The organism is Aerococcus sp. HMSC10H05 (assembly GCF_001806975.1).
GTDB classification, from domain to species: Bacteria; Bacillota; Bacilli; order Lactobacillales; family Aerococcaceae; genus Aerococcus; species Aerococcus viridans_B.
In genome coordinates, this window is record NZ_KV787011.1 from 1 (window position 1) to 22806 (window position 22806).

Annotated in this window: 20 protein-coding genes and 1 pseudogene; 15 read left to right on the top strand and 6 right to left on the bottom strand. The window is 35.2% G+C overall.

Annotated elements, in window-relative coordinates:
• Both HMPREF3116_RS08410 and HMPREF3116_RS08415 read left to right on the top strand, forming a co-directional pair.
• Nucleotides 1-692 (top strand): restriction endonuclease subunit S (locus HMPREF3116_RS08410; protein WP_246819084.1); only part of this gene is annotated, 692 nt, incomplete at its 5' end.
• Between the two features lie 65 nt (nt 693-757).
• Complete coding sequence (locus tag HMPREF3116_RS08415; protein ID WP_371440310.1) at nt 758-1684, top strand: site-specific integrase; 927 nt, start codon at nt 758-760, stop codon at nt 1682-1684.
• A gap of 52 nt (nt 1685-1736) precedes the next feature.
• On the opposite strand, the gene HMPREF3116_RS08840 is transcribed toward HMPREF3116_RS08415, so the two are convergent.
• Nucleotides 1737-2411, bottom strand: a complete 675-nt coding sequence (locus tag HMPREF3116_RS08840; RefSeq protein WP_083272822.1) for a restriction endonuclease subunit S — start codon at nt 2409-2411, stop codon at nt 1737-1739.
• Here HMPREF3116_RS08840 and HMPREF3116_RS08425 point away from each other — a divergent pair.
• The 3 genes from HMPREF3116_RS08425 to HMPREF3116_RS08435 all read left to right on the top strand — a co-directional run bounded on the left by HMPREF3116_RS08425 (nt 2374) and on the right by HMPREF3116_RS08435 (nt 7463).
• Nucleotides 2374-5412: a type I restriction endonuclease subunit R, EcoR124 family gene (locus HMPREF3116_RS08425; protein ID WP_070469160.1), complete on the top strand. Its 3039-nt coding sequence runs from the start codon at nt 2374-2376 to the stop codon at nt 5410-5412. The two genes, HMPREF3116_RS08840 and HMPREF3116_RS08425, sit on opposite strands and share 38 nt — an antisense overlap.
• A gap of 249 nt (nt 5413-5661) precedes the next feature.
• Nucleotides 5662-6393: an NAD-dependent protein deacylase gene (locus tag HMPREF3116_RS08430; protein WP_070469161.1), complete on the top strand. Its 732-nt coding sequence runs from the start codon at nt 5662-5664 to the stop codon at nt 6391-6393.
• A gap of 146 nt (nt 6394-6539) precedes the next feature.
• A complete protein-coding gene (locus tag HMPREF3116_RS08435; protein ID WP_070469162.1) occupies nt 6540-7463 on the top strand; it encodes a MetQ/NlpA family ABC transporter substrate-binding protein in 924 nt (307 codons plus the stop codon).
• A gap of 200 nt (nt 7464-7663) precedes the next feature.
• Here HMPREF3116_RS08435 and HMPREF3116_RS08440 read toward each other — a convergent pair whose 3' ends face one another.
• Nucleotides 7664-8011, bottom strand: coding sequence for a hypothetical protein (locus HMPREF3116_RS08440; RefSeq protein ID WP_083272823.1), 348 nt, complete (start codon nt 8009-8011; stop codon nt 7664-7666).
• Nucleotides 8012-8571: 560 nt separating this feature from the next.
• Between HMPREF3116_RS08440 and HMPREF3116_RS09030 the strand changes: the two genes are divergently transcribed.
• From HMPREF3116_RS09030 to HMPREF3116_RS08490, 10 genes and pseudogenes are all read left to right on the top strand, one after another.
• Nucleotides 8572-9909 (top strand): DUF1541 domain-containing protein, encoded by a 1338-nt coding sequence (locus HMPREF3116_RS09030; RefSeq protein ID WP_168125818.1) that lies wholly within the window; start codon nt 8572-8574, stop codon nt 9907-9909.
• Nucleotides 9910-9978: 69 nt separating this feature from the next.
• On the top strand, nt 9979-10437 hold the full coding sequence (locus HMPREF3116_RS08450) for a DUF305 domain-containing protein (RefSeq protein ID WP_069286684.1): 459 nt from the start codon (nt 9979-9981) through the stop codon (nt 10435-10437).
• 369 nt (nt 10438-10806) lie between these two features.
• On the top strand, nt 10807-11262 hold the full coding sequence (locus HMPREF3116_RS08455; RefSeq protein ID WP_070469164.1) for a CopY/TcrY family copper transport repressor: 456 nt from the start codon (nt 10807-10809) through the stop codon (nt 11260-11262).
• 12 nt (nt 11263-11274) lie between these two features.
• Nucleotides 11275-13740: a heavy metal translocating P-type ATPase gene (locus HMPREF3116_RS08460; protein WP_083272824.1), complete on the top strand. Its 2466-nt coding sequence runs from the start codon at nt 11275-11277 to the stop codon at nt 13738-13740.
• A gap of 85 nt (nt 13741-13825) precedes the next feature.
• The gene (tcrZ, locus tag HMPREF3116_RS08465; RefSeq protein ID WP_002294571.1) at nt 13826-14032 is read left to right on the top strand and encodes a copper chaperone TcrZ; all 207 of its coding nucleotides are present in this window, start codon (nt 13826-13828) and stop codon (nt 14030-14032) included.
• A gap of 138 nt (nt 14033-14170) precedes the next feature.
• Nucleotides 14171-16243 (top strand): heavy metal translocating P-type ATPase, encoded by a 2073-nt coding sequence (locus HMPREF3116_RS08470; RefSeq protein ID WP_070469165.1) that lies wholly within the window; start codon nt 14171-14173, stop codon nt 16241-16243.
• Nucleotides 16244-16374: 131 nt separating this feature from the next.
• Nucleotides 16375-16995 carry an adenylate kinase gene (locus HMPREF3116_RS08475; protein ID WP_070469166.1) on the top strand — a complete coding sequence of 207 codons (621 nt, stop codon included), beginning with the start codon at nt 16375-16377 and terminating at the stop codon, nt 16993-16995.
• A gap of 71 nt (nt 16996-17066) precedes the next feature.
• Nucleotides 17067-17911, top strand: a pseudogene (gene lgt / locus HMPREF3116_RS08480) (prolipoprotein diacylglyceryl transferase).
• A gap of 12 nt (nt 17912-17923) precedes the next feature.
• Nucleotides 17924-18106 carry a hypothetical protein gene (locus HMPREF3116_RS09035; RefSeq protein WP_070469167.1) on the top strand — a complete coding sequence of 61 codons (183 nt, stop codon included), beginning with the start codon at nt 17924-17926 and terminating at the stop codon, nt 18104-18106.
• Between the two features lie 214 nt (nt 18107-18320).
• Complete coding sequence (locus HMPREF3116_RS08490; RefSeq protein WP_168125819.1) at nt 18321-19763, top strand: ApeA N-terminal domain 1-containing protein; 1443 nt, start codon at nt 18321-18323, stop codon at nt 19761-19763.
• A gap of 152 nt (nt 19764-19915) precedes the next feature.
• On the opposite strand, the gene HMPREF3116_RS09040 is transcribed toward HMPREF3116_RS08490, so the two are convergent.
• Genes HMPREF3116_RS09040 through HMPREF3116_RS09305 form a run of 4 tightly spaced genes read right to left on the bottom strand, consistent with a single transcriptional unit; the run spans nt 19916 to nt 22211 of the window.
• Nucleotides 19916-20614 (bottom strand): hypothetical protein, encoded by a 699-nt coding sequence (locus tag HMPREF3116_RS09040; RefSeq protein WP_070469168.1) that lies wholly within the window; start codon nt 20612-20614, stop codon nt 19916-19918.
• A 1-nt stretch (nt 20615) separates the two neighbouring features.
• Entirely contained in the window at nt 20616-21356 is a 741-nt protein-coding gene (locus HMPREF3116_RS08500; protein ID WP_070469169.1) for a multidrug ABC transporter permease, read from the bottom strand.
• Between the two features lie 2 nt (nt 21357-21358).
• Nucleotides 21359-22099: an ABC transporter ATP-binding protein gene (locus tag HMPREF3116_RS08505; protein WP_070469170.1), complete on the bottom strand. Its 741-nt coding sequence runs from the start codon at nt 22097-22099 to the stop codon at nt 21359-21361.
• The gene (locus HMPREF3116_RS09305) at nt 22080-22211 is read right to left on the bottom strand and encodes a hypothetical protein (protein ID WP_256365724.1); all 132 of its coding nucleotides are present in this window, start codon (nt 22209-22211) and stop codon (nt 22080-22082) included. The genes HMPREF3116_RS08505 and HMPREF3116_RS09305 overlap by 20 nt, the downstream gene beginning before the upstream one ends.
• Nucleotides 22212-22806: the final 595 nt, after the last annotated feature.

The following is a 22806-nucleotide window of genomic DNA, read 5'->3' on the forward strand; positions in this document are numbered from 1 at the left end:
TTACTCTTCATCAGCGTAAGTTAGCCCAATTAGAAAAGCTCAAACAAGCATTATTACAGCAAATGTTTCCAAAAAAGGACGAAACTGTACCTAAATTAAGGTTTGCTAACTTTAATGAAGATTGGAAACAGCGTAAGCTGGGGGAATTAGGTGAATCAAAATCTGGAATTGGTTTTCCAGATGAGGAACAAGGTGGTAAAAAAGGGATTCCATTTTTTAAAGTTTCTGATATGAATAATATTGGAAATGAACATGAAATGAAAAATTCAAATAATTATGTTGATACAGAACAACTAAAAAAAAGAAATTGGAAACCAATAATGAATGTTCCAGCTGTGATCTTTGCAAAAGTTGGTGCAGCAATTATGTTAAACAGAAAGCGGATTGTTAGAACACCATTTTTACTTGATAACAATACTATGGCGTATATATTTGGTGATTCTTGGAATTCAGATTTTGGTAAAATATTATTTGAAACTATTTATCTACCTAGGTATGCACAAGTAGGAGCCTTACCTTCGTATAATAGCTCCGATATTAACAGTATAAAAGTTTTTATTCCCAATAAAAACGAACAAGAAATAATTGGTGTATTTTTCAAAGAATTGGACAACCTTATCACTGTTCATCATCATAGATTAGATCAATTAAAATCATTAAAAAAAGAATTACTACAGCAAATGTTTATTTAAAGGACATTAAAACCTCCATAATATATAGCGATGGTAAATCATCACTATTTTATGGAGGTTTTATTATGAAAAAAAATAGAAAAAATTTATTATTATCTGAGTACTTTCTTGAGTGGATTGAGCTCTACAAAGTTGGAGCTATTCGTCCAATAACGTTAAGTAAGTATTATAATAGTCAAAAACATTTGGAACATCTTGCACCAAATTTAAAAATTGCTGATTTAACTAGAAAATCATATCAATCCTTACTTAATGATTTCGCATTAACCCATGAAAAGCAAACAACTATGGATTTTCATCACCAAATTAAAAGTGCTATTTTTGATGCAATGGACGAGGGAATACTCACAATCAATCCAACGAGAAAGGTAGTAATTAAAGGCATTAAACCTCGAAATAAAAGGCCAAGATATCTCAATCAATTTGAAGTTCAAGCATTAATTAGGCAAATGGATTTATCAGAAGATATTAATTGGGACTGGTTTATTTTACTAATTATCAAAACTGGTCTTCGTTTTTCTGAAGCTCTTGCTTTAACCCCTAAAGATTTCGATTTTACTACACAAAAATTAACTATAAGTAAAACATGGGACTATAAATCACCTAAGGGATCTTTCCAAGAAACTAAAAATACGTCTTCTAAAAGAAAAATTCAATTAGATTGGCAAACTGCTATGCAATTTTCACAATTGACTAGAAATATGGATAACGAAACTTTAATCTTTGTGAAGAAGCGAGTATATAATTCAACTGTTAATAATAGACTTCAAGCCTTATGCCAAAGTACTAATATACCTAAAATTTCTATCCATGGTCTACGACATACACATGCATCATTACTATTATTTGCAGGAGTTTCAATAGCGACTGTAGCAAGAAGATTAGGACATTCTAGCATGTCAACAACTCAAGAAACATACTTACATATTATTCATGAACTTGAAAATCAAGATAACGATAAGATTATGAGACACTTGTCTTCCTTAGTATAATGAGTGCAACGGCTGTAACCAGTCTCATGAATTTTTAGGGGTTGCAGCCTTTTTAGGTGAACATATTTTGTAATAATGATTGTTTAATTAAGTTCAAATGCTCTAATTTTTCTTGATGAAGAGTGATCATGTTATCTAATTGTTTGAAAAACTCACTTATTTTTTCTTGTTCTGAATAGCTTGTTATAGAAAATTTAATCTTAGAAAGATCTTTCCCATACATATGAGTGATGGTTGTACCAACAGTGATAGGAAACAACTTTTGTCTTTGTGAATTAATTTGATAACTCATAAAAATAGATGAAACAAGAACATTTTGTTTGGGTCTGCCAATTATTATATCCCCACCAAGTTTAATATTATTTAACGTAATTGCATTTGCTTGAGCCGTACCATTAGGAACTGTAGAAGATCCCGGAAACAGTAAATCATTATCTTTTGATAATACACCCTGATCATTAGAACTTAGATACACTTCACTAATTACTTCTGAATATTTTGTATATAAATGTCCATAAGCAATAGCAGGATCATCCTTAGAATAAGTAAAACTATTTAATGGTAATCCCTTGCCTTTACTAAAGTCATAAATTGAGCCTAACTTACACTGTTCCCAAGCGTGAATAGTTTTTTTGGTATATAAATATGTTATATTATCAGTAATGATAAACCAGTGTAGGAGTGAGAATATGGGGCTTTCTGAGTTGGAGATGGAAAAATGTTTAATTGATCAATTAGTTAACGGAGATTCACAATGGCAGCCCAGAGATGATATTAAAACTGAAGCACAGTTATGGGAAAATTTTAAAAATATATTATTTATGAATAATAAAAAATATTTGGTTGATAAACCTTTAACAGATTTGGAATTTGAACAAATCAAAGCTCAGTTAAATTTCTCTTCACCTTATCAAGCTGCAGTTTGGTTAAGAGGTGAAAATGGGATTGCGAAGGTTGATGTACAAAGAGAAGATGCATCTTTAGGTATGGTTCAGTTAGAAGTCTTTAGAAGTGATAACGTTTCAGGAGGAACTTCTGTTTATGAAGTAATTCGTCAATATCGTGTAGACCGAGAAGCTGAAATGGATCGTGATCGCCGTTTCGATGTTACTTTATTGATTAATGGTTTGCCGATGATTCAAATTGAATTAAAGAAAAAGACTGTCGGCTATATGTCTGCTTTTGAACAGATTAGAAAGTATTCTGAAGAAGGTAAATATAGAGGCATCTTTTCAACGCTTCAAATGTTTGTCGTAACTAATGGTGTGGATACAAAGTATATAGCAGCCGCCGATGCACAGCATTTAAATAGAGAATTCCTTACTTCTTGGGTTGATAAGGAAAATAAACGCGTCAATAAATATCTAGAGTTTGCTAGAGAAGTGTTATCTATACCGCAAGCGCATAAAATGGTTACTGAGTTTTTAGTATTAGATCGAGATAAGAAAGCAATTATTCTGTTGCGCCCTTATCAAATTCATGCGATTCAAGCAGTTGAGGGTGCAGTAGCTATGAGACAATCTGGTTATGTATGGCATACGACAGGGTCAGGTAAGACGCTTACGTCGTACAAAGTAGCGCGTAACTTGTTAAGAAAAGGTTCCTCTCTAGATAAAACCATTTTTATTGTGGACCGAAAGGATTTAGACCAACAAACTGGTACTGCATTCCAATCTTACGCTGAAAATGATGTCGTATCGGTTGACCAAACGGATAGTGTCAGAGACTTAGTAACAAAATTACTTTCTAGTGAACGCAATCTTATCGTAACGACTATTCAAAAGTTAAACCATGTCATGAAAAGATATGCGAACAAAGAAGATAATCGAAACGCAAGACGACTTCGTAACTTAAACCTTGGTTTTGTAGTAGATGAATGCCACCGAGCTGTATCCCCAGAAAAGCAGCAAGAGATTGTTAAATTCTTCCCTAAATCACTTTGGTACGGCTTTACTGGCACACCGATATTTGCGGAAAATGCGAGAGACGAGAAGGGGAACCTAGCGCGGACAACTGAGGAGCAATATGGGCCTAGACTGCATGAATATACTGTAAAGGAAGCAATCCATGATAATGCTGTTTTAGGTTTTCAAGTAGAATATGTGGATACAGTAGACAAAGACTCTATGCTTGATTACGTTATCCGACAAGGCATTGATGTAGCTGATTTAAGTGATCAAGAAATAGAGAAATACTTACCCAAAGAAGCCTACGAAAGTGATGAACATAAACTTCAAGTTATTGATAAAATCATCAATAATTCAAGACATAAATTTAAATTAAATAGAGGTCCTGGTAAGACATACAGTGCTATATTAACAACCAAATCAATACCGGATGCACAACGCTACTACGAATTGTTTCAACAAGTAATCCGAGGGGAAAGTTCAGTTAAGATTTCAGAAAAAACTAAACGACATGTTGCTGACTTCCCTAAAGTAACGGTGACATACTCACTGCAAGAAACTGAAGAAACATCGTTTGAACGCCAAGAACAGTTTAAAAAAGTGATGCAAGATTATAATAAAATGTTCAATACCAATTTTGATTTAGGACAAATAGGGACATTTAACCATGATGTCAATAATCGTTTAGCTCGAAAAAGAGATATCTACCAATCTCGTAGCGAACAAATTGATATTGTGATTGTTGTAGATCGGTTATTAACCGGATTTGATTCACCATCTACAGCCTTATTATTAATCGATCGACCACCAATGACGCCACAAGGGATTATACAAGCCTTCTCTAGAACCAACCGAATTTATGACCGCGATAAAAGATATGGACAAGTTTTAGTATTTGAATATCCAAATCGATTCCAATCAGCAGTGGAAGAGGCTTTCTACTTGTATTCAAATGGTGGTGAGAATGAAATACAAGCACCAAACTGGGATGAAAGTTATGAACGATTTATTGAGGCGTTTCATAAATTAAATGAAGTAGCACCTAATCCCGAAAGTATTGATATGAATGATGATTTGGATCGCTTAAAACTATTTGTGAATGCTTATCAACAATTTGATAAAACTTACGGAGCCATTCAAGTTTATATGGAATATAACGAAGAGGTGTTTTCACAAAAATTTGGTTTAAATCCCGATAAAATCGAAGATTATCATGGAAAGTATGAAAATGCGTTAGAGATTATACGTGAGAACGATGAAGATAATCCAGATGAGATAACCGTTGATTTTGATTATCAATTATCTGAAGTTGGCAAGCAACAAATTGATTATGAATACCTAATGCTCTTAATGCAATCTATTGTAAATGCACCTACAGCTAAAAATACGGATAAACGATTAAAAGATGTAGAAGTACACCTTGCTAAATTTAAAGAAAGTAACCCTAAACTAGGCGAGTTAGTAGATGAAGTTTGGCGAGAAGCACTATTTATGGGTACAAATGCTACAGATGAATTCAGTGTTTCTAAAAAAATTAGAGAAAAAGTTCAAGCTAGAAAAGATAAAATAGAAACAGATATTGCTTTAGACTATTATTTTAATAAAGATGATTTTAGATATTTAGTGGATTCATATATACCTGAAAAAGAAGGCCGACAAATTGGTGAACAAAACCTAAAGGATAATATGGATACCGAGAAATTTTTAAATCAATATCGAAGTAAAGGATTTACCCGATTAAATTATTGGAAGAAAATAAAAAACCAATATCAAGAAGTCATTGAAGAAGAAATTCTACCGTTAAACCAATTAGACAAATAGTGATTGCGTTAAATGGGTAATAAAAATTATATGCTTAGCGAATAGAGATGTATTGCTTCGGTGCGCATTTAAGAGAGTCGGATATTTCTGGCTCTCTTTTTTTGATTAAAGATCTTAAGCGATGTCAATCCTGTAAGTCTTATTCATTTTATAAACATTTGGTTTGCTCAAGTTTTAATGGTTTGATATTTCGCATGATAAATTTGGTAATGTTAGAATAAGTAGAGCATTATCTAAAGGAGGATTATCATGGACGATAAAATCCAACAATTTAAACAACAAATTCAGGATAGTCAACGTATTGTCTTTTTCACAGGAGCGGGTATGTCTACGGCCTCTGGTATTCCTGATTTCCGGTCCGCGAATGGCCTTTTTATGGAAGATTTAGGAGGGACTTATAGCCCAGAAGAAATCGTTTCGCATCAGTTCTTTACACAATATCCAAAGGAATACTTTGCTTATCACTTTGATAAATTAGTCTATCCAGAAGCCAAGCCTAATATAGGGCACGAATTTATTGCCAGCTTGGAAGGGTCAGGTAAAGATGTTTCAGTGGTTACACAAAATATTGACGGTCTGCACCAAAAAGCTGGTTCAGCAGCGGTTTATGAATTACACGGTAGCACTTTAGATAACTACTGTGTCTCATGCGGCCATCATTATAAATTAGAAGAACTTCAATTAGACCAGGATGGTATTCCGCGCTGTCCAATTGATCAAGGTATTGTTAGACCTAATATTGTCTTGTACCAAGAACAATTAGACCAAGATGTAGTGAACGGGGCAGTGGATAAAATTCGCCAAGCAGATTTATTAGTGATCTTAGGAACAAGTTTAGTCGTATATCCAGCAGCGGGATTCTTAAATTACTTCAGAGGAAAATACCTAACCGTAGTAAACAAATCACCACTTCAAATGCCATATCACGATACCTTAGTATTTGAAGACACTATTGAAAACGTCTTTAGCCAACTGAGTTAAACGGCCATGAAACTTACTGGGCATATGTTTATATTTAAATAATTTTTAAAGCGAAAAAAATATGATTCAATTAGTTTTCGCTACTTTCATTTTTTATTTAAAAAATACTACTTGATATATTATGAGTTAAGCTTAGGAGAAGTTATATGAAAAAATTATGGTGGGTTCTGGTTTTAATACCTGTAATGATGGCATGTGGCCATAATGAGATTACTGATAGTGGTACAAATATTAATCAATCTGAACAAAGTCTAGATGAAACAACGAATAAAGATTTAGTCAACTTAAAAGTAGGTGTCGTCTCCTCAATTACAGAAGATATGTGGCAAAATGTAGCAGATCGTTTAGAGGATGCAGGTGAAAATATTCATTTAGAACCTGTTCTATTCAGTGACTTTACAGCTGCCAACAATGCATTATCTGAAGGTGAAATTGATATAAATAATTTTCAATATATCCCTTTCATGTATACTTATAATCAAGAGGCTAACAATGAAATTCGTCCGATTGGATTCTCATTAGTTGCTAGGTTAGGATTATATGCTAGTGATAAGAATGTGAAGAGTTTAGAAGATATTCCAAATAATGCTGTTATTGGGATGAATGAAGACGATGTAAGTATTGGCTATATTTTCCATTTTTTAGATAGTATTGGATTAATCACTTTGGCTGATGATGTGGGCGCCTTTCCTACAGAAGACGATATTATAGAAAATACTAAAAATATTTCCTTTACTTATATGCCAGCAGCACAACTACCTCGAGCATTACAAGATTTAGATTTAGCAGTAACAGCCGTTTCTTATTTTGAGGATGCAGGATACGATGTGGATGATGCTTTAGCTATGGAAGATCCTAAACAGACTCCACCTGAATATTTTTTAACTATTGCGGTTCGAGAAGAAGATTTAAATAATCCGAATATTCAAACCGTATTAAGTTATTATAATGATCCCAAAACAGATGAATATGCGGTGACTATTAACCCAATTTATACGCCAGTATGGCAATTAGATTACGACGCTAATCAAGTGTATGAGGATTATGCTTTAGAACAAGAAAATCATTAATAAAAGGTTATGCTAAAGGATCAAAGCTATGAGAGTGGATATCAAAGTTGATGAGAGGGGTATAGCCGAAATAACTACCCTAAAGAAAGGTGATATTTAGTTTGGTATAAAAAATACTAAGATATATAGAGGCCCCCTAAAGTTAGAGGAAAAACTAACTTTAGAGGGCCTTTACGTTTAGTAATAATGATAGTCTTTAGCTATTTAATATACCATGCATTATTTTCTAGATGCTGAATATTTTCTTTTTGCCATGGCATATTGAAGATGAATTTATTACACTTTAAGATATGTTTTTGATTATCAATATCTATTATTACCTTGTATTGTATTAAACCTTTCTTCACTCTGATATCTTTAATTTGATTTTGAGGTATACTTATATAGTTCCCCTGAAATTTACCAGTTCTAGTCAGTAGCGCAAGAACAATCTCATTTTCGAAAAAGGCTGCTATATAATATTTTTGGTCAATAACAGAAAGACTTCCTAAAAGCAAAAATGAAGAATTTTTAGGATCCTCATATCCATATACAAAGTTTGTAGACACCGGTTTTCCAATCTCATCAAAAAATTTATTTATATTTCTGGAATAAAGTGCCGAAACTTATTTGGCAATAATTGCCTATTCTAATTTAGCATTAACAAAAATAGATATTATGGACTCTAAAAATATCTAAAAAATAAAAAAACTGTATTCAAAAGTTAAGACTAATGATCATGGATTAATAAACGCTACCTAATCATTTTTTGCCATATTCATTTCTTATAACTATAGGTTGCAACATAAATCTTAACGAAAGATATGGGCTTGACTGAACTTGTAAAAGAAGTACTTTAAAAACAATTAAAATTAGTGGGCATTAATAAGGGATTTATAGGTGATCTAAGGGATAATTTGTTGTCTTTGGTTTCTAAATTAATCTACGTGTTTATTATGGAATCGCTTTTTAAATATTGATGAGATAATAAAAACAACGATAAGTCTTCATTTGTAATTGATAAAAACCAAAGTGTTTGACAATGATAAGGGGTAATTATAAACTACATGTAAGTTCATTCAACTACATTTGTAGACAAAGGTGGTATCACCAAAAGGAGAGAAATCGTATGAAAAAAACAATTATAAGTAGTCTTTTATCTGTAGCATTATTAAGTTCTTATCCACTAGTGAATAAGGTAGGCGCGAATACACTTGATGATGCAGATAATGCTGCTCAAACTGGATCGAAAACGGTGGCTAGCGAAACAACGGATAAATCTCAAACAGGCCACGAAGGTATGGAACATGATGAATCTGGGGCAATTCCAGAAGGATTGGCAGAAGCAGAAAATCCAACTTATCCAGAAGGAAGCGAAGTAACGATTCAAACCGATCACATGCCAGGAATGATGGGAGCTACAGGTGAGGTTGTAGGTGCCTTTGATTCAATTGCCTATGAAATCACCTATAACGACACCAAAACAGGAGAGGAAATCGCCAATCACAAATGGGTTGTACACGAGGAAGTTGAAAATGCCCAAGACGAGCCTTACCAAGCAGGTGACGAAGTCGTTCTAGAAGCTTCCCATATGCCCGGTATGCAAGGGGTGACCGCAACTATTGATTCGGTAGAAGACACCACTGTTTATATGGTCACGTACACGGATACAGAAACAGGCGATACTGTTGAAAATCATAAATGGCTAGTAGAGGAAGAATTAGGGGAAGAAGTACAAGACTCAAGCCAATTTTGGAGAGCGCGTACAGTAGAAGAAGTACAAGCAGATGTTTCCCAATACGATACATTAGAAGAACTTCAAAATTACGAAGTGGTTTGGGGAGATACTCTCTGGGCGATTTCTCAAAGTACTAATTTTTCAGTAGACGATTTAACTGAAGCATTTAATATTAAAAACGCTGATTTAATATTTGCTAACTACACACTTGAAAATCAACCATCATTAGAAGATAGCTATGAGAACCAGATAATTAGCGAGTCCAAAAAAACAAGAGATATGGATAATATGGGAGATATGAAGCATGATGAGTCGGGAGAAATTACAGAAGGCTTGGAAGAAGCTGAAAATCCGATGTACGAAGTAGGAGAATCTGTTATTCTTCAGCGCGGTCATATGCCTGGAATGGAAGGTGCCGAAGCAACTGTTTCTGGCGTATTTGCTACGACGGCTTATGAAGTTTCTTTCAATCCAACCAATGGTGGAGAACGAGAGGAAAATCATCGCTGGGTTATCCACGAAGAAATTTCTGAGTCAACCAAAGGCGCATTTGAACCTGGAGAAGAAGTGACATTAGAAGCCAACCATATGGAAGGTATGGAAGGAGCAACTGCAATAATTGATGACGCTGTAACTACGAATGTTTATATGGTGGATTACCAACCAACAGATGGCGGAGCAGTTGTTCGTAATCATAAATGGTTTGTTGAAGAAGAATTAGTTCAATAATCACTAGTGGTACATTAAAATACCTACCAAACTTAAAGTTTAAGAAATGCTAAAAAAGGACGGATAATTATGAATAAATACCTAAAATTTGCCCTCATGATTTTAACTTCAACAGTCATTATGTATTTTCTAATGTTTGTGAATGTCAATGAATTTGCGCACATTTACTTGAGTCAAACCCGTGTTTATATGGCTATTTTGATGGGCGCAGTCATGGCTATCATTATGATGGGTTTTATGTGGAAAATGTATGATAATAAAAAATTAAACACCGTTATAATGGGGCTTTCAGTCTTACTCGTGCTGGGATCGTTTGGGCTTATTCAAAACCAAGTTGGCGTAGACGATACTGCTTGGATGAGAGCCATGATTCCACACCACTCTACCGCTATTATGACTAGTGAAAATGCCAATCTCACAGATTCACGAGTACAGCAATTAAGTGAAGAAATTATACAAGCACAAGAAGAAGAAATTGCTGAGATGGAACAATTAATTGAAGATATAGAAGAAAACGGAGAAGAATAAACATTCAATAAATTTAAAAAGTAAAAAGATCCCTATACACAAGAAGTCTATGATAACTTCCGGGTGTATAGGTTTTTTCTATTTTTCTGCTTTTTCTCAATTCTTGATTTCCTAAATACGATAAACAATTAAATTGCTCAATAGTGTTCATCATATTTAGAAAATATAATTTTAAAAATAAGGGATTCTAAAATCAATAAAAGTAAATCAATGGTAACCTTATAATTAGTATCGGGTAAAGATAGGAAAACAAAGGCAATAATAGCTGGTTACATTTATTTAAAAAAGACTTGACAAGAATGGTTTACAATAGTAAACTTATCTCAAATATTTACGTTTACGAATGTAGACAATAAGGAGGGAAAGTGAATGAGTACAATAGTAGTTAACCCTCATATCACAGATGCTGAATGGGAAGTTATGCGTGTAGTCTGGGCGAATACCCAAGCGACTAGTAAAGAAGTCATTTCCATATTGAAAGAAAAAATGGACTGGAAACAAGCCACTATCAAAACGCTCTTAGGTCGACTGGTTGAAAAAGGCGTACTAAATACAGAGCAAGAAGGTAGAAAATTTATTTATACTGCCAATATTGAAGAGAAAGAAGCCGTAGGAAATTATACAGACGATATTTTCAACCGTATTTGTCGAAAGAATGTCGGGAATGTAGTAGGGAGTATCATTGAAGATCATGTCTTAAGCTTCGATGATATCCAGCGACTAGAAGAAATATTAGAGATGAAAAAAGCTTTCGCAGTAGAAGAAGTGGATTGTCAGTGTACAGAAGGGCAATGCGAGTGCCATTTACATCATCATGGAGAATAAGGAGTGAAAAAATTGGAGAATAAATCGTTTGCCATAGAAGGTATGACCTGTGCGTCTTGTGCGCAGACAGTAGAAAAAGCGGCAAAAAAAGTACGTGGGGTCACACAGGCTTCCGTGAACCTAGCAACAGAGAAGTTAAGTATAGAGTACGATGAACCAACTTTTTCGGTAGAAAATCTACAAAAAGCGGTGGATAATTCAGGGTATGAACTGATTGCCCAAGAAGGAACGACGCAAACCTTTGCAATTGAAGGGATGACCTGCGCATCCTGTGCACAGACAATTGAGAAAGCCGTCGGAAAGTTGTCGGGCGTAGATAAAGCTTCCGTCAATTTAGCGACAGAAAAAATGCAAGTTTCCTATAACCCGTCAGCAATTTCAGTATCTGATGTGACTGGTGCTGTATCCAATAGTGGTTATGCAGCCGTATTAGAAACAACTGAGACTCAAGATAATTCACGAGCAGAGAAGCGTGAAAAAAAAGATAAAAGAATGAAGCAACTTTCAAATCGTTTTGGGATATCCATTATATTTACAATCCCTTTACTAATTATATCCATGGGTCCAATGGTCGGTATGCCTCTACCAAATATCGTTAACCCAATGATAAATGCACTTAATTTTTCTCTTTTACAACTTATTCTGACTTTGCCGATAATGGTAGTAAGCTGGGAATATTTCCAGAAGGGATTCAAAACCTTATTTAAAGGTCACCCAAATATGGATTCCCTGATTGCCCTTGGTACCGCGGCCGCTTTTGTATACAGTCTGGCAGCGACGATCGGGGCTGGCTTAGGTTACGGGAACTTTTCAGATTTACTTTACTATGAAGTGACTGGAGTTATCTTAACTCTTCATACGTTAGGGTTATTTTTAGAAGAGCGATCAAAGGGGCAAATGTCCTCAGCGATTGAAAAATTAGTCAACTTGGTTCCTAAAACAGCTCGAGTGATACGTAATGGTGTGGAACAAGAGATTACTGTGGACGAAGTCGCTTTAGGAGATGTTATTCGAGTTCGTCCGGGAGAAAGTATGCCTGTAGATGGTGTTGTTGTTGAGGGACGCACTTCAGTCGATGAATCAATGCTGACAGGAGAAAGTATCCCCGTGGAAAAGGAAAGTGGAGACGAGGTTATTGGGGCTAGTATCAATAAAAATGGTTCCATTGATTACCGCGCGACTCGAGTGGGAAGTGATACAACTCTATCTCAAATCATAAAATTAGTAGAAGATGCTCAAGGGTCTAAAGCACCCATTGCTCGAATGGCCGATATCATTACCAGATATTTCGTACCGATTGTTATAGCATTAGCCGTTTTAGCAGGGATTGCTTGGTTAATTGCAGGTCAATCTGGAATATTTACTTTATCCGTTATCATAACAACCCTTGTCATTGCTTGTCCATGTGCCTTAGGTTTGGCGACTCCAACAAGTATTATGGTTGGAACCGGAAAAGGGGCAGAACATGGTGTCTTGATAAAAAGTGGTGAGGCGTTAGAAACCACTCATAATTTAGACACGGTTGTATTTGATAAAACAGGGACACTGACAGAAGGTAAACCTATCGTGACAGATATTTTGGTAACTCCTCTTATTACTAAAGAAAATCTTTTATATTATGCAGCTTCCGGTGAAACAGGTTCTGAACACCCATTAGGCGAAGCCATCGTACAGAAATCAAAAGAAGAGAACATGATATTAGCTAAACCAGATCATTTTGAAGCGATTCCTGGACACGGGATTCGAATTGAAATTGAGGGCAAAGATATGTACATTGGAAACCGTAAACTGATGCTAGAGCAAAAGATTGATTTATCAAGCATGGAAAAAGAATCCGATCGTTTAGCAGACGAAGGAAAAACACCGATGTATCTCTCTGTTGATGGAAAACTAGCTGGAATTATCGCAGTAGCTGACACACTCAAGGAAAATAGTATGAAGGCTGTTAAAGAACTTAGAAGACGCGGTGTTGAAGTAATCATGATTACTGGAGATAACAAACGTACAGCCAAAGCGATTGCTAAGCAAGTGGGTATAGACAGTGTATTAAGTGAAGTATTACCTGAAGATAAAGCAGAGGAAGTCAAAAAACTACAAGAGGCAGGCAAGGAGGTAGCGATGGTTGGAGACGGCATTAACGATGCACCCGCATTAGCTCAAGCAGATATCGGTATTGCAGTTGGATCAGGTACAGATGTGGCGATTGAATCGGCTGATATTGTCCTTATGCGTAATGATTTAACCGCTGTATTGACTGCGATTGATTTAAGTCATGCAACGCTACGAAACATTAAACAAAACTTGTTCTGGGCTTTTGCTTACAACCTTGTAGGTATTCCAGTTGCGATGGGTCTCTTGCATATTTTTGGCGGACCATTGATGAATCCAATGTTTGCGGCAGTCGCCATGAGTTTCAGCTCCGTATCGGTCTTGCTCAATGCTTTACGGTTAAGACGATTCAAACCAGCAGTTGTTTAGAAAACACGTAGCTTATTTGGGATTTAAACTTCTTCCTATTCTATATAATAGGAGAAGATAAAAAAATAAAAAGGGGAATAGAATAATGAAAAAAGAAGTCTTATTAGATGGCGTAAAATGTGCAGGTTGTGCGAACACGGTACAAGAAAGATTTTCAGCTATTGAAGGGGTTGAATCTGTAGAGGTTGATTTAGCGACTAAAAAAGCAGTACTTGAAAGTCAAACAGAGATTGATACCGAAACGCTCAATGCTGCTTTAGCAGAAACTAACTATTCAGTATTAAGTGCATAAAGTACGAATACCGTTTATTCATAGATAGTAGATAGAGATAAAGTATAGAACCCTTTTCATGAGAATTATATGTAGTGTTAGATGAGAAAGTTATAAAACTTTAAAATTATTCTCTAATATAATAAGGAGGAATTAAAAATGAGTAATAACAAAAAACATTCGTCACATAGTCATCATAATCACGGCGACATGGATCACAGCAAGATGGACCATAGTCAGATGGATCACAGCAAGATGAATCACAGTGAAATGGATCATGGCGCAATGGGAGGGCATGCCCACCACCATCACGGTAGCTTTAAGGAGATTTTCTTGAAGTCACTCCCATTAGGAATTGCAATCTTACTCATTACTCCTATGATGGATATTCAGTTGCCTTTCCAAATTATCTTTCCTTATGCAGACGTTGTAGCAGCTGTATTGGCAACAATTCTATACATTTATGGCGGAAAACCATTCTACATGGGTGCGAAAGATGAGTTTAATTCAAAAGCTCCAGGCATGATGTCCTTGGTTACTTTGGGAATAACGGTTTCTTATGCCTATAGTGTTTACGCAGTGGGCGCTCGATATGTAACTGGAGAACATGTCATGGACTTCTTCTTTGAGTTTGCAACGTTAATTTTAATCATGCTATTAGGACACTGGATTGAAATGAAGGCATTGGGTGAAGCAGGGGACGCGCAAAAAGCATTGGCTGAGTTGGTGCCGAAAGATGCTCATGTTGTTTTAGAAGACGATTCGATTGAGACTCGTCCTGTTGCTGACTTGCAAGTAGGTGATTTGATTCGTGTTCAAGCCGGAGAAAATGTTCCAGCAGATGGAACGATCCAGCGTGGCGAATCACATGTAAACGAAGCGCTTGTGACTGGGGAATCGAAACCAATTGAAAAAAATCCCGGAGATGAGGTCATCGGTGGATCAACCAATGGTGGCGGAGTCCTCTATGTGGAAATAAAGCAGACGGGCGATAAGTCCTTCATTTCTCAGGTTCAGGCATTAATCAGTCAAGCTCAAGGCCAATCTTCTCGAGCAGAAAATCTTGCACAAAAAGTTGCAGGATGGCTCTTTTATATTGCGGTTATTGTAGCGCTTATTGCCCTTGTCATATGGATGGTTATAGCTGATGTACCAACGGCAGTTATTTTTACAGTCACCACATTAGTTATTGCTTGTCCGCATGCCCTGGGTCTGGCTATTCCATTGGTGACTGCTCGTAGTACCAGCTTAGGGGCCAGTCGGGGATTATTAGTGAAAGACCGGGACGCTTTGGAGTTGACTACAAACGCAGATGTTATAGTTTTAGATAAAACGGGAACTTTAACAACTGGTGAGTTTAAAGTATCAGATGTTGAACTCTTTAATGATAAATATACGAAAGATGAAATTGTTGCCTTATTAGCAGGTATCGAAGGCGGATCTAGTCACCCTATCGCTCAGTCAATTATTAGTTACGCAGAACAGCAAGGGATACGTCCAGTAAGTTTTGATTCGATTGATGTTATTTCTGGCGCTGGTGTAGAAGGTCAAGCTAACGGACATCGTTATCAATTAATCAGTCAAAAATCATATGGACATAATCTGAATATGGATATTCCAAAAGGAGCAACCCTCAGTGTCTTAGTAGAAAACGACGAAGCAATCGGTGCTGTAGCTTTAGGGGATGAATTAAAACCAACAAGTAAAGACTTAATACAAGCCCTTAAAAAGAACAATATTCAGCCGATTATGGCAACGGGTGACAATGAAAAAGCGGCTCAAGGAGCTGCAGAAATTTTAGGTATTGATTATCTAGCTAATCAATCTCCTCAAGACAAATATGAATTAATTAAAAAACTTAAAGCAGAAGGAAAGAAAGTTATCATGGTCGGTGACGGGGTCAACGATGCACCTTCTCTTGCATTAGCAGACGTTGGTATAGCTGTTGGTGCCGGAACTCAAGTAGCATTGGATTCAGCCGATGTCATCTTGACACAGTCAGACCCTGGCGACATTGAATCCTTTATCGAGTTGGCTCAGAAGACCACACGTAAGATGAAAGAAAATCTTATTTGGGGAGCAGGGTATAACTTTATCGCGATCCCAATAGCTGCAGGAATACTAGCACCAATTGGCATAACATTAAGTCCAGCAGTCGGTGCCGTCTTGATGTCACTTTCGACTGTAATTGTTGCCATCAATGCTATGACATTGAAATTAGAGCCAAAATAAACAGTTATTTGGCACATGAAATAATTGAATGGCCTTATCGTGTAAAAATACAATAGTTTCACAGGAAAGGAAGAGATGAAATGATTTAAAAAATCATCTCTTCCTTTTTTAGTTTATAAGGAGGAAAAATTATGAGGCTAGTCCTTTTAGGGTTACCTGGTGCTGGGAAAGGCACCCAAGCTAAAAGAATCGCAGAGGAGTACCACCTGACGGCTATTTCAACTGGTGAAATGTTACGAGAAGCAACCAAGGAGAAAGATACATTCGGACTCAGAGTGCAAGAATATATGAATAAAGGAGAGCCAGTTCCAGATGAGTGGATAAACTCATTGGTTAAGAGTCGCTTACAAGCAAAATATGTTGAAAATGGCTTTATTCTGGATGGTTACCAACGTACCCTACAGCAAGCAAAAATGCTCGAAGCTTACCTACAAAGTCAGAATCAGAATTTAGACGCTGTTTTCTTTTTAGATGTAAGTCAGGATACGTTAAGACATCGGTTAGCGCAACGAGGGAATCTTCGTTCAAAAGAAAAACAAGGAAAGTCCCAAATCGAATCAAAAAGGGAAAAAATTCGACTGGATGACAAACCAGAAGTGATTGAAAATAGGCTACACATTAATAAGGAATTAATGGAATCACTTATTCACTTCTACAAGGAGCGAAATCTGCTTTACGTTATCAATGGTGAAGGGGATTTTGACAATGTGTTTGACAATATAAATGAGGGTTTATTGTCTGTAAACAAATAACTACACAAATTGAACTTAAATTATGTGATTTAAAACAATTAACTAATGTAAGCTATGAAGGGGATTGAAGAATGAATGTTTTACTTAGGGTAATCGATCCAGTTGCTATTTCAATTGTCCCGATAAAGATTTATTGGTACGGAATTATTGTTGCTCTAGCGATGCTGATCGGCATTTCATTAGCTACAAAGGAAGCCCAAAAACTGGGACTTGAAGAAGATACCATGGTAGATATGGCATTATGGGCCATACCAATTGGCTTTATCGGTGCCCGACTTTATTACGTTTTATTCAAATGGGACTACTATATACAGAATCCGAGTGAAATCATCGCAATCTGGAATGGTGGAATTGCCATTTATGGGGGGCTAATTGTGGGTGGTCTCGCAGTATATTGGTTTGCAAGAAGAAAGAAAATGACGCTAACTCTTTTACTAGACATACTGGCACCTAGTGTCCTCCTAGCTCAATCGATTGGTCGCTGGGGAAATTTCATCAATCAAGAGGCACATGGCGGTCCAGTCACCCGACAATTTTTAGAAAACTTGTACTTACCGGAATTCATCATTAACCAAATGAATATCAACGGAACCTTTACCAACCCACTTTTCTTTATGAGTCTTTATGGAGTTTAGTTGGTTTCGCCTTGTTGCTCCTTTTGCGGAACAATAATCAATTCCTTCGCCAAGGAGAAGTGGCGCTCAGCTATGTCATTTGGTATTCAGCAGGAAGGTTTTTTATTGAAGGCATGCGAACAGACAGCTTATGGATAGGCGATTTCTTACGAGTTTCACAAGGCTTGTCGCTCGTTTTGTTCGTAGCAGCACTGGGTGTTTTGATGTATCGCAGGTACTATACTTATCCGCCAGTACCCTATTATAAGGATGAGCCCAAACTGTCCAAAGCAGCAAATTAAGGAGGTGAAGATATGCTAGACAGATGGCAGTTAATTAACAGAGAGACCGACAAAGTGGAAATGGAAGGAGCATTGCAAGAGATTCTGGAAGAATTGCATGTGCCCTCTCCTGAAGAGATTTCAGATCAATACACACTAACGAAACCTCAAAATCACTCCATAGGAAATCATAAAAAAAGAAGAGTTAATGAATAAAGCTCTTTTTAGGTTAAATGCAAAAGCTGAATCAGAAAAAGTTTACAACTTTTTGATTCAGCTTTTTTGTCGATTATGAGTGTACCCAAAATAGACATGAACAGCATGTTGATTTTTCAATGTTATCGATGTAGATTTAGAGTGTCGAGTAAATATTCCGCTTATAAAGATTATGTTGCTATTATTTGTCATGGAAAGAGAAGTTTGCAAAATAATGAAATTAAATGAATATAATCTTTATGAAGATTTTGATATTTTAGCTATATGGTTTAGAGAAGACGAGGAAATAGAGGATGGAATAAGAGGTATTCTGCACTATAAATCTGATTCTATTATTCTCGAATTATTTGATTCTTTTGATGGGATGTTTGATCACAAAACCCAACATTTAAATCGCATTTATGGTTTTTCACAGGATGGAAAATTATTGGCTTTAGAAGGGTGTTATAAAGTACGTGGGAAGGAAAATATTCCGGGATTCAGCATTGACTCATACTCTGTAAATGAATTTTATATACTAGACGTAAGTCTTAATAAAATTCAAGGAGAAGATGTAATAAAATCTGCTTTTAATAAAATTTTTGGTAATTCTGGAAAGGAACCCATAGTCGAAAATGTTAAATTTTCTATTAATCATTTACATACCTGGATAGATAAAAGTTCGATCTCGTTCCTTAGATATCCGGACAGAAATATAGGAGCTGTGCAATTTAATCTGGATGAATACAATGAAGGAACGTTTAATATTCTTTCTGAGAACTTGTCTCTATCAGAATCCGTGGCTGTTGTAAATAAAACTAATGGCTCTGCTCATTCCCTCGAAGAAAATTCCTATTTAAAAATCTTTGAGAATGATGGAGAAAGGAAAAGACTTTCAATCTATTTCCAAAACGCTACACATATTAAAAAGCTGATAGAATTCTTAAGTGGAGCACCGTTGCATTTTGAATACTTAGAATTTTTATGTGAAAAAGAAGCTCTACCGAAAAATTCAGAAAAATTTTATCCCTTAATCAAGGGGAGATATTTTTTCAGACAAACTGGAGAACGAATAACCAAAGCACCTAAAAAATCTCTTACCTTACGTTCTATAGAAAGTGAATTTGAGAATATTTTAAATAGTTGGTATTTAAAGAAAGAACAACTGAGTTTTATTATTGACAGTTATTTAAATGATTTATACTTACCTTATTATGTAGAAACTCAGCTTTTAAATTCAATTAGGAATCTAGAAATATATTATAGGAATTTCGTTAATGATTCAATTGAACAAAAAAAAGAAGAACTAAAGGAAGACCAACAGTTGCTAACTGACTTTGTGAACAAGAATGTTTCACAGCAGAATAGAGATCATTTCATTAAAAATATCCACTTTATCGGTGAAGACTCTTTACAAACAAAGCTGAGCTACTTATTTAGACAGCTTCCGAACGAAATAGTTGAATCCTGCATAAAAAAAGAAGGCAGGAGTCCGTCTAGATCCATTAAAAGCTTAGCTAAGTCATTAACCGAAAAACGTAATTTTTACACGCATGGATATAAACCTGAACTATACCCCAATAGAATACAAGGAGCACATGATTTTTTTACATTGTATCATGATACTTTGAATATAAGATGTCTAATGGAACAGAAAAACACCTCAATTTTCTACTGAATCTCAACCCGAAAACTTACAACACTCTTTTTTTGAGTGTTCAGTTTTCGGGTTGAGATTCAATCAGTAAAAGCTTTCTTTTTTTGTTATCTCGTATTCAAAAGTTAAGATAAATAATTAGATTTCCCTCTTAAAACGGGAAAAACACTAAATTATGTTGTCTGTATGGTAACTCGGTATTTATATATTATGATACAAACTATTAAGATGATTAAGATATGGACATATAAATAAGAGATATTAATTTGATTGTTATAAATAGAATGTAATATTTCACCGTAAGGGAAAAGGTTAGATATAAACTTAAAAATAGTTGGATATGTGGTTATGGGAATGGCTAAACCAGCAATTATGGGTAAAATATTTGTAAAAATATTATTGAAGAAATAAATATTATTCATGTTAATTGCAAGGTAGAAAGAAATAATCCCCAATAATAGACTATATAGAATACTTAAAGGTAAAATCATCATAGCTATTAATATTTGATCCATTCCTAAACCAAATATCGCTAAAATGACTGTATGAATAATAAATAACAGAAAAGAAGATAAATAAACAGTACCTATCTTATCTAGCCAATATTTTACAGAGTAGGGTTTATGTACGATCATCTCTTTATGAATATCCAGTATTATATCAGTAACCAACAGTTGGTTAATTGTATTAATGGCACTGGCGTTCGCGGATATAAATATAGACCCTAAAGCTACACTATAATTAATATAACTAGAGTATTGTTGGTTAATCAATACAAATAAAAACATCTGAATTATAGGAGAGATGAAGAAATAGGTAATAAAAGGTTTAATATTACGAAAGTGCACCAGTGATAACAATTGAACTCGCATATTACACTAACCTCCCTTGCCCATCTTTTTTTGCACGACGTAATAGCCAACTTCCTAAAGTAATCGCTAAGATTATCCAGACAATTAGTGAGAGGAGATATCCCCATATACTATAATCAGCAGGATTTTCCGGTAGCATTTGTTGAATAGGGTATACTATTGGAACTCCCCATTGTGTATAATAGGCTATTTTTTCAAACCAAGTTCCTTGTCCAAGTAAACCACTGCACAATAAAATAGGAATATGGATAAGCTCTTCATAGACTATGGCATCAGGGGTTAGAACAAAAAAAGCTGCAATTAACATATCCATCACAGCGACACTTAGCCATAGCATAAAAATTAACAATATAAACTTGAAATCTATATGCATAATCTTTACGTTAAACATTAATGCTAGAGTAAAAGATATAGGAAAAGAAATTAAGCCAAAAGTAGAAGCGGGTAAGATTAAAGCTGTTAATGACATGAAATCATTAATACCAGTATTAATTAAATATTTGAGTGTTCCTAAATGTCTTTGAAAACCTATCGATCCCGTCGCTGTTGTAGCAGATGTCCATAGGCCAAATATTGCGCTACGTATCCATAAATATGGATCATCTAGTTGCTTATATCCATTAGCAGTTAAATACTGTAAAAGAAAAATTGTTATAGTAGAAATAATTGGTAACCATAAAAAATATTGATTTCTAATATAAACCTTTAAATGGAATAAAAATAAACGTAAAAATCGAAACATAACTATCTCCTTAAGCTGGGGGCAATAGATAAATAAGCATCTTCTAAACTTGTACCATTAGGTAATCCAGCGTAATGAATGATATCCATTAGAGAACCTTCAAATTTTATATTACCGCCACCAATCAAGATAATTCGATCAGCTAATGTTTCTATTTCGCCCATAATATGACTGGTTAGTAAGATGCTAACATTTTCTTCAATAGTTAATCCTTTTATAGTATCCCTTATCTCTTTGGCTACTTCTACATCTAAGCCATTTGTAGGTTCATCCAGTAATAATAAAGAAGGATTATTTAACAATGATTTGGCAATATGAAGACGTTGATTCATACCTTTAGAAAAATATTTCACTTTTTTATTTTTTACCTCTCCAAGAGAAACAATATCTAAGACGCGATGAACTTCTTTTTTTCGTTCTTTATAAGGAACATTAGCTAAATCAGCATAAAAAATTAAGTTATCATAGGCTGAAACATTCCCATAGAATCCTAAATCTCCACCAAAAGATACACCAATATCATTTTTATAATTTTTTTCTTTCCCATTTACCAAAATCTTACCCGAGGTTTTTTCAATATACCCACCAATCATAGAAACGATTGTAGTTTTACCAGCACCGTTAGGTCCAATTAAAGATACAATTTCTCCTGGATTTATATCAAAAGAAACGTTATTTACTGCTACAAACTTATCTTTTTTGCCATAAATTTTTGATATATTCTCAACCTGTAATGTTTTCATCTATCCATTCACTTTCTTTTTTAAATTGTTTAAACAATTGATTTGCTTCATCTAATTCTTGATTCTTGTATAAAGCAGCTATTAATAATTGATCAGTATTCATTCTCCCCATAACTGATCCAATTTTGTTAAATTCTTTTGTTGCAATAGAAGCATATTTAATTGTTTTTTGATAATCTTTTCTCATTAAAAAATGATAAGGTATCTTACCATAAATTAATATACCATGTAACAGGTATTTTGTGCTATAACCATAGTCTAAAATATACAGACCAGAGTGTGGAACTACCTAGCGCGTCTTAGCAGTGAAACAAGGATTTATGACCCACATCCTACTATTAGGGGGTACTCCTTACAGAATGAATCATCAGAAAAGCCCTTAGAAAAATTTTTCTAAGGGCGGTCCTACTGCAAGTTGAGTTCTGCAGGATAGACAGGTTTCCGCTTCAGACTATATTGCATCGCACTGCGTGTGATACGGCTATAGTCTTCCATCGTCCCCTGTCTAAACATCCTGCATCACATCCTATTTTTAAGGCAGTGATAGGTATGTGGAAGCCGAAAGGCTATCCCATAAATATTCATTTTGCACTGTGTCATATCCTGTGAAGTTGAGTTCGCACCTCCAGAAAGAACTGCGTTTCAGCTTAGTTTGTAGCTGACTGTGTCATCTACTGCACTAATCTTCCAACGTTTTCTTTCTGAGC

Coding starts and splice junctions, on each gene's coding strand:
- HMPREF3116_RS08415 (WP_371440310.1), top strand. CDS start 758: ATGAAAAAAAATAGAAAAAATTTATTATTATCTGAGTACTTTCTTGAG.
- HMPREF3116_RS08425 (WP_070469160.1), top strand. CDS start 2,374: ATGGGGCTTTCTGAGTTGGAGATGGAAAAATGTTTAATTGATCAATTA.
- HMPREF3116_RS08430 (WP_070469161.1), top strand. CDS start 5,662: ATGGACGATAAAATCCAACAATTTAAACAACAAATTCAGGATAGTCAA.
- HMPREF3116_RS08435 (WP_070469162.1), top strand. CDS start 6,540: ATGAAAAAATTATGGTGGGTTCTGGTTTTAATACCTGTAATGATGGCA.
- HMPREF3116_RS09030 (WP_168125818.1), top strand. CDS start 8,572: ATGAAAAAAACAATTATAAGTAGTCTTTTATCTGTAGCATTATTAAGT.
- HMPREF3116_RS08450 (WP_069286684.1), top strand. CDS start 9,979: ATGAATAAATACCTAAAATTTGCCCTCATGATTTTAACTTCAACAGTC.
- HMPREF3116_RS08455 (WP_070469164.1), top strand. CDS start 10,807: ATGAGTACAATAGTAGTTAACCCTCATATCACAGATGCTGAATGGGAA.
- tcrZ (WP_002294571.1), top strand. CDS start 13,826: ATGAAAAAAGAAGTCTTATTAGATGGCGTAAAATGTGCAGGTTGTGCG.
- HMPREF3116_RS08470 (WP_070469165.1), top strand. CDS start 14,171: ATGAGTAATAACAAAAAACATTCGTCACATAGTCATCATAATCACGGC.
- HMPREF3116_RS08475 (WP_070469166.1), top strand. CDS start 16,375: ATGAGGCTAGTCCTTTTAGGGTTACCTGGTGCTGGGAAAGGCACCCAA.
- HMPREF3116_RS09035 (WP_070469167.1), top strand. CDS start 17,924: ATGCTAGACAGATGGCAGTTAATTAACAGAGAGACCGACAAAGTGGAA.
- HMPREF3116_RS08490 (WP_168125819.1), top strand. CDS start 18,321: ATGAAATTAAATGAATATAATCTTTATGAAGATTTTGATATTTTAGCT.
- HMPREF3116_RS09040 (WP_070469168.1), bottom strand. CDS start 20,614: ATGCGAGTTCAATTGTTATCACTGGTGCACTTTCGTAATATTAAACCT.
- HMPREF3116_RS08500 (WP_070469169.1), bottom strand. CDS start 21,356: ATGTTTCGATTTTTACGTTTATTTTTATTCCATTTAAAGGTTTATATT.
- HMPREF3116_RS08505 (WP_070469170.1), bottom strand. CDS start 22,099: ATGAAAACATTACAGGTTGAGAATATATCAAAAATTTATGGCAAAAAA.
- HMPREF3116_RS09305 (WP_256365724.1), bottom strand. CDS start 22,211: ATGGGGAGAATGAATACTGATCAATTATTAATAGCTGCTTTATACAAG.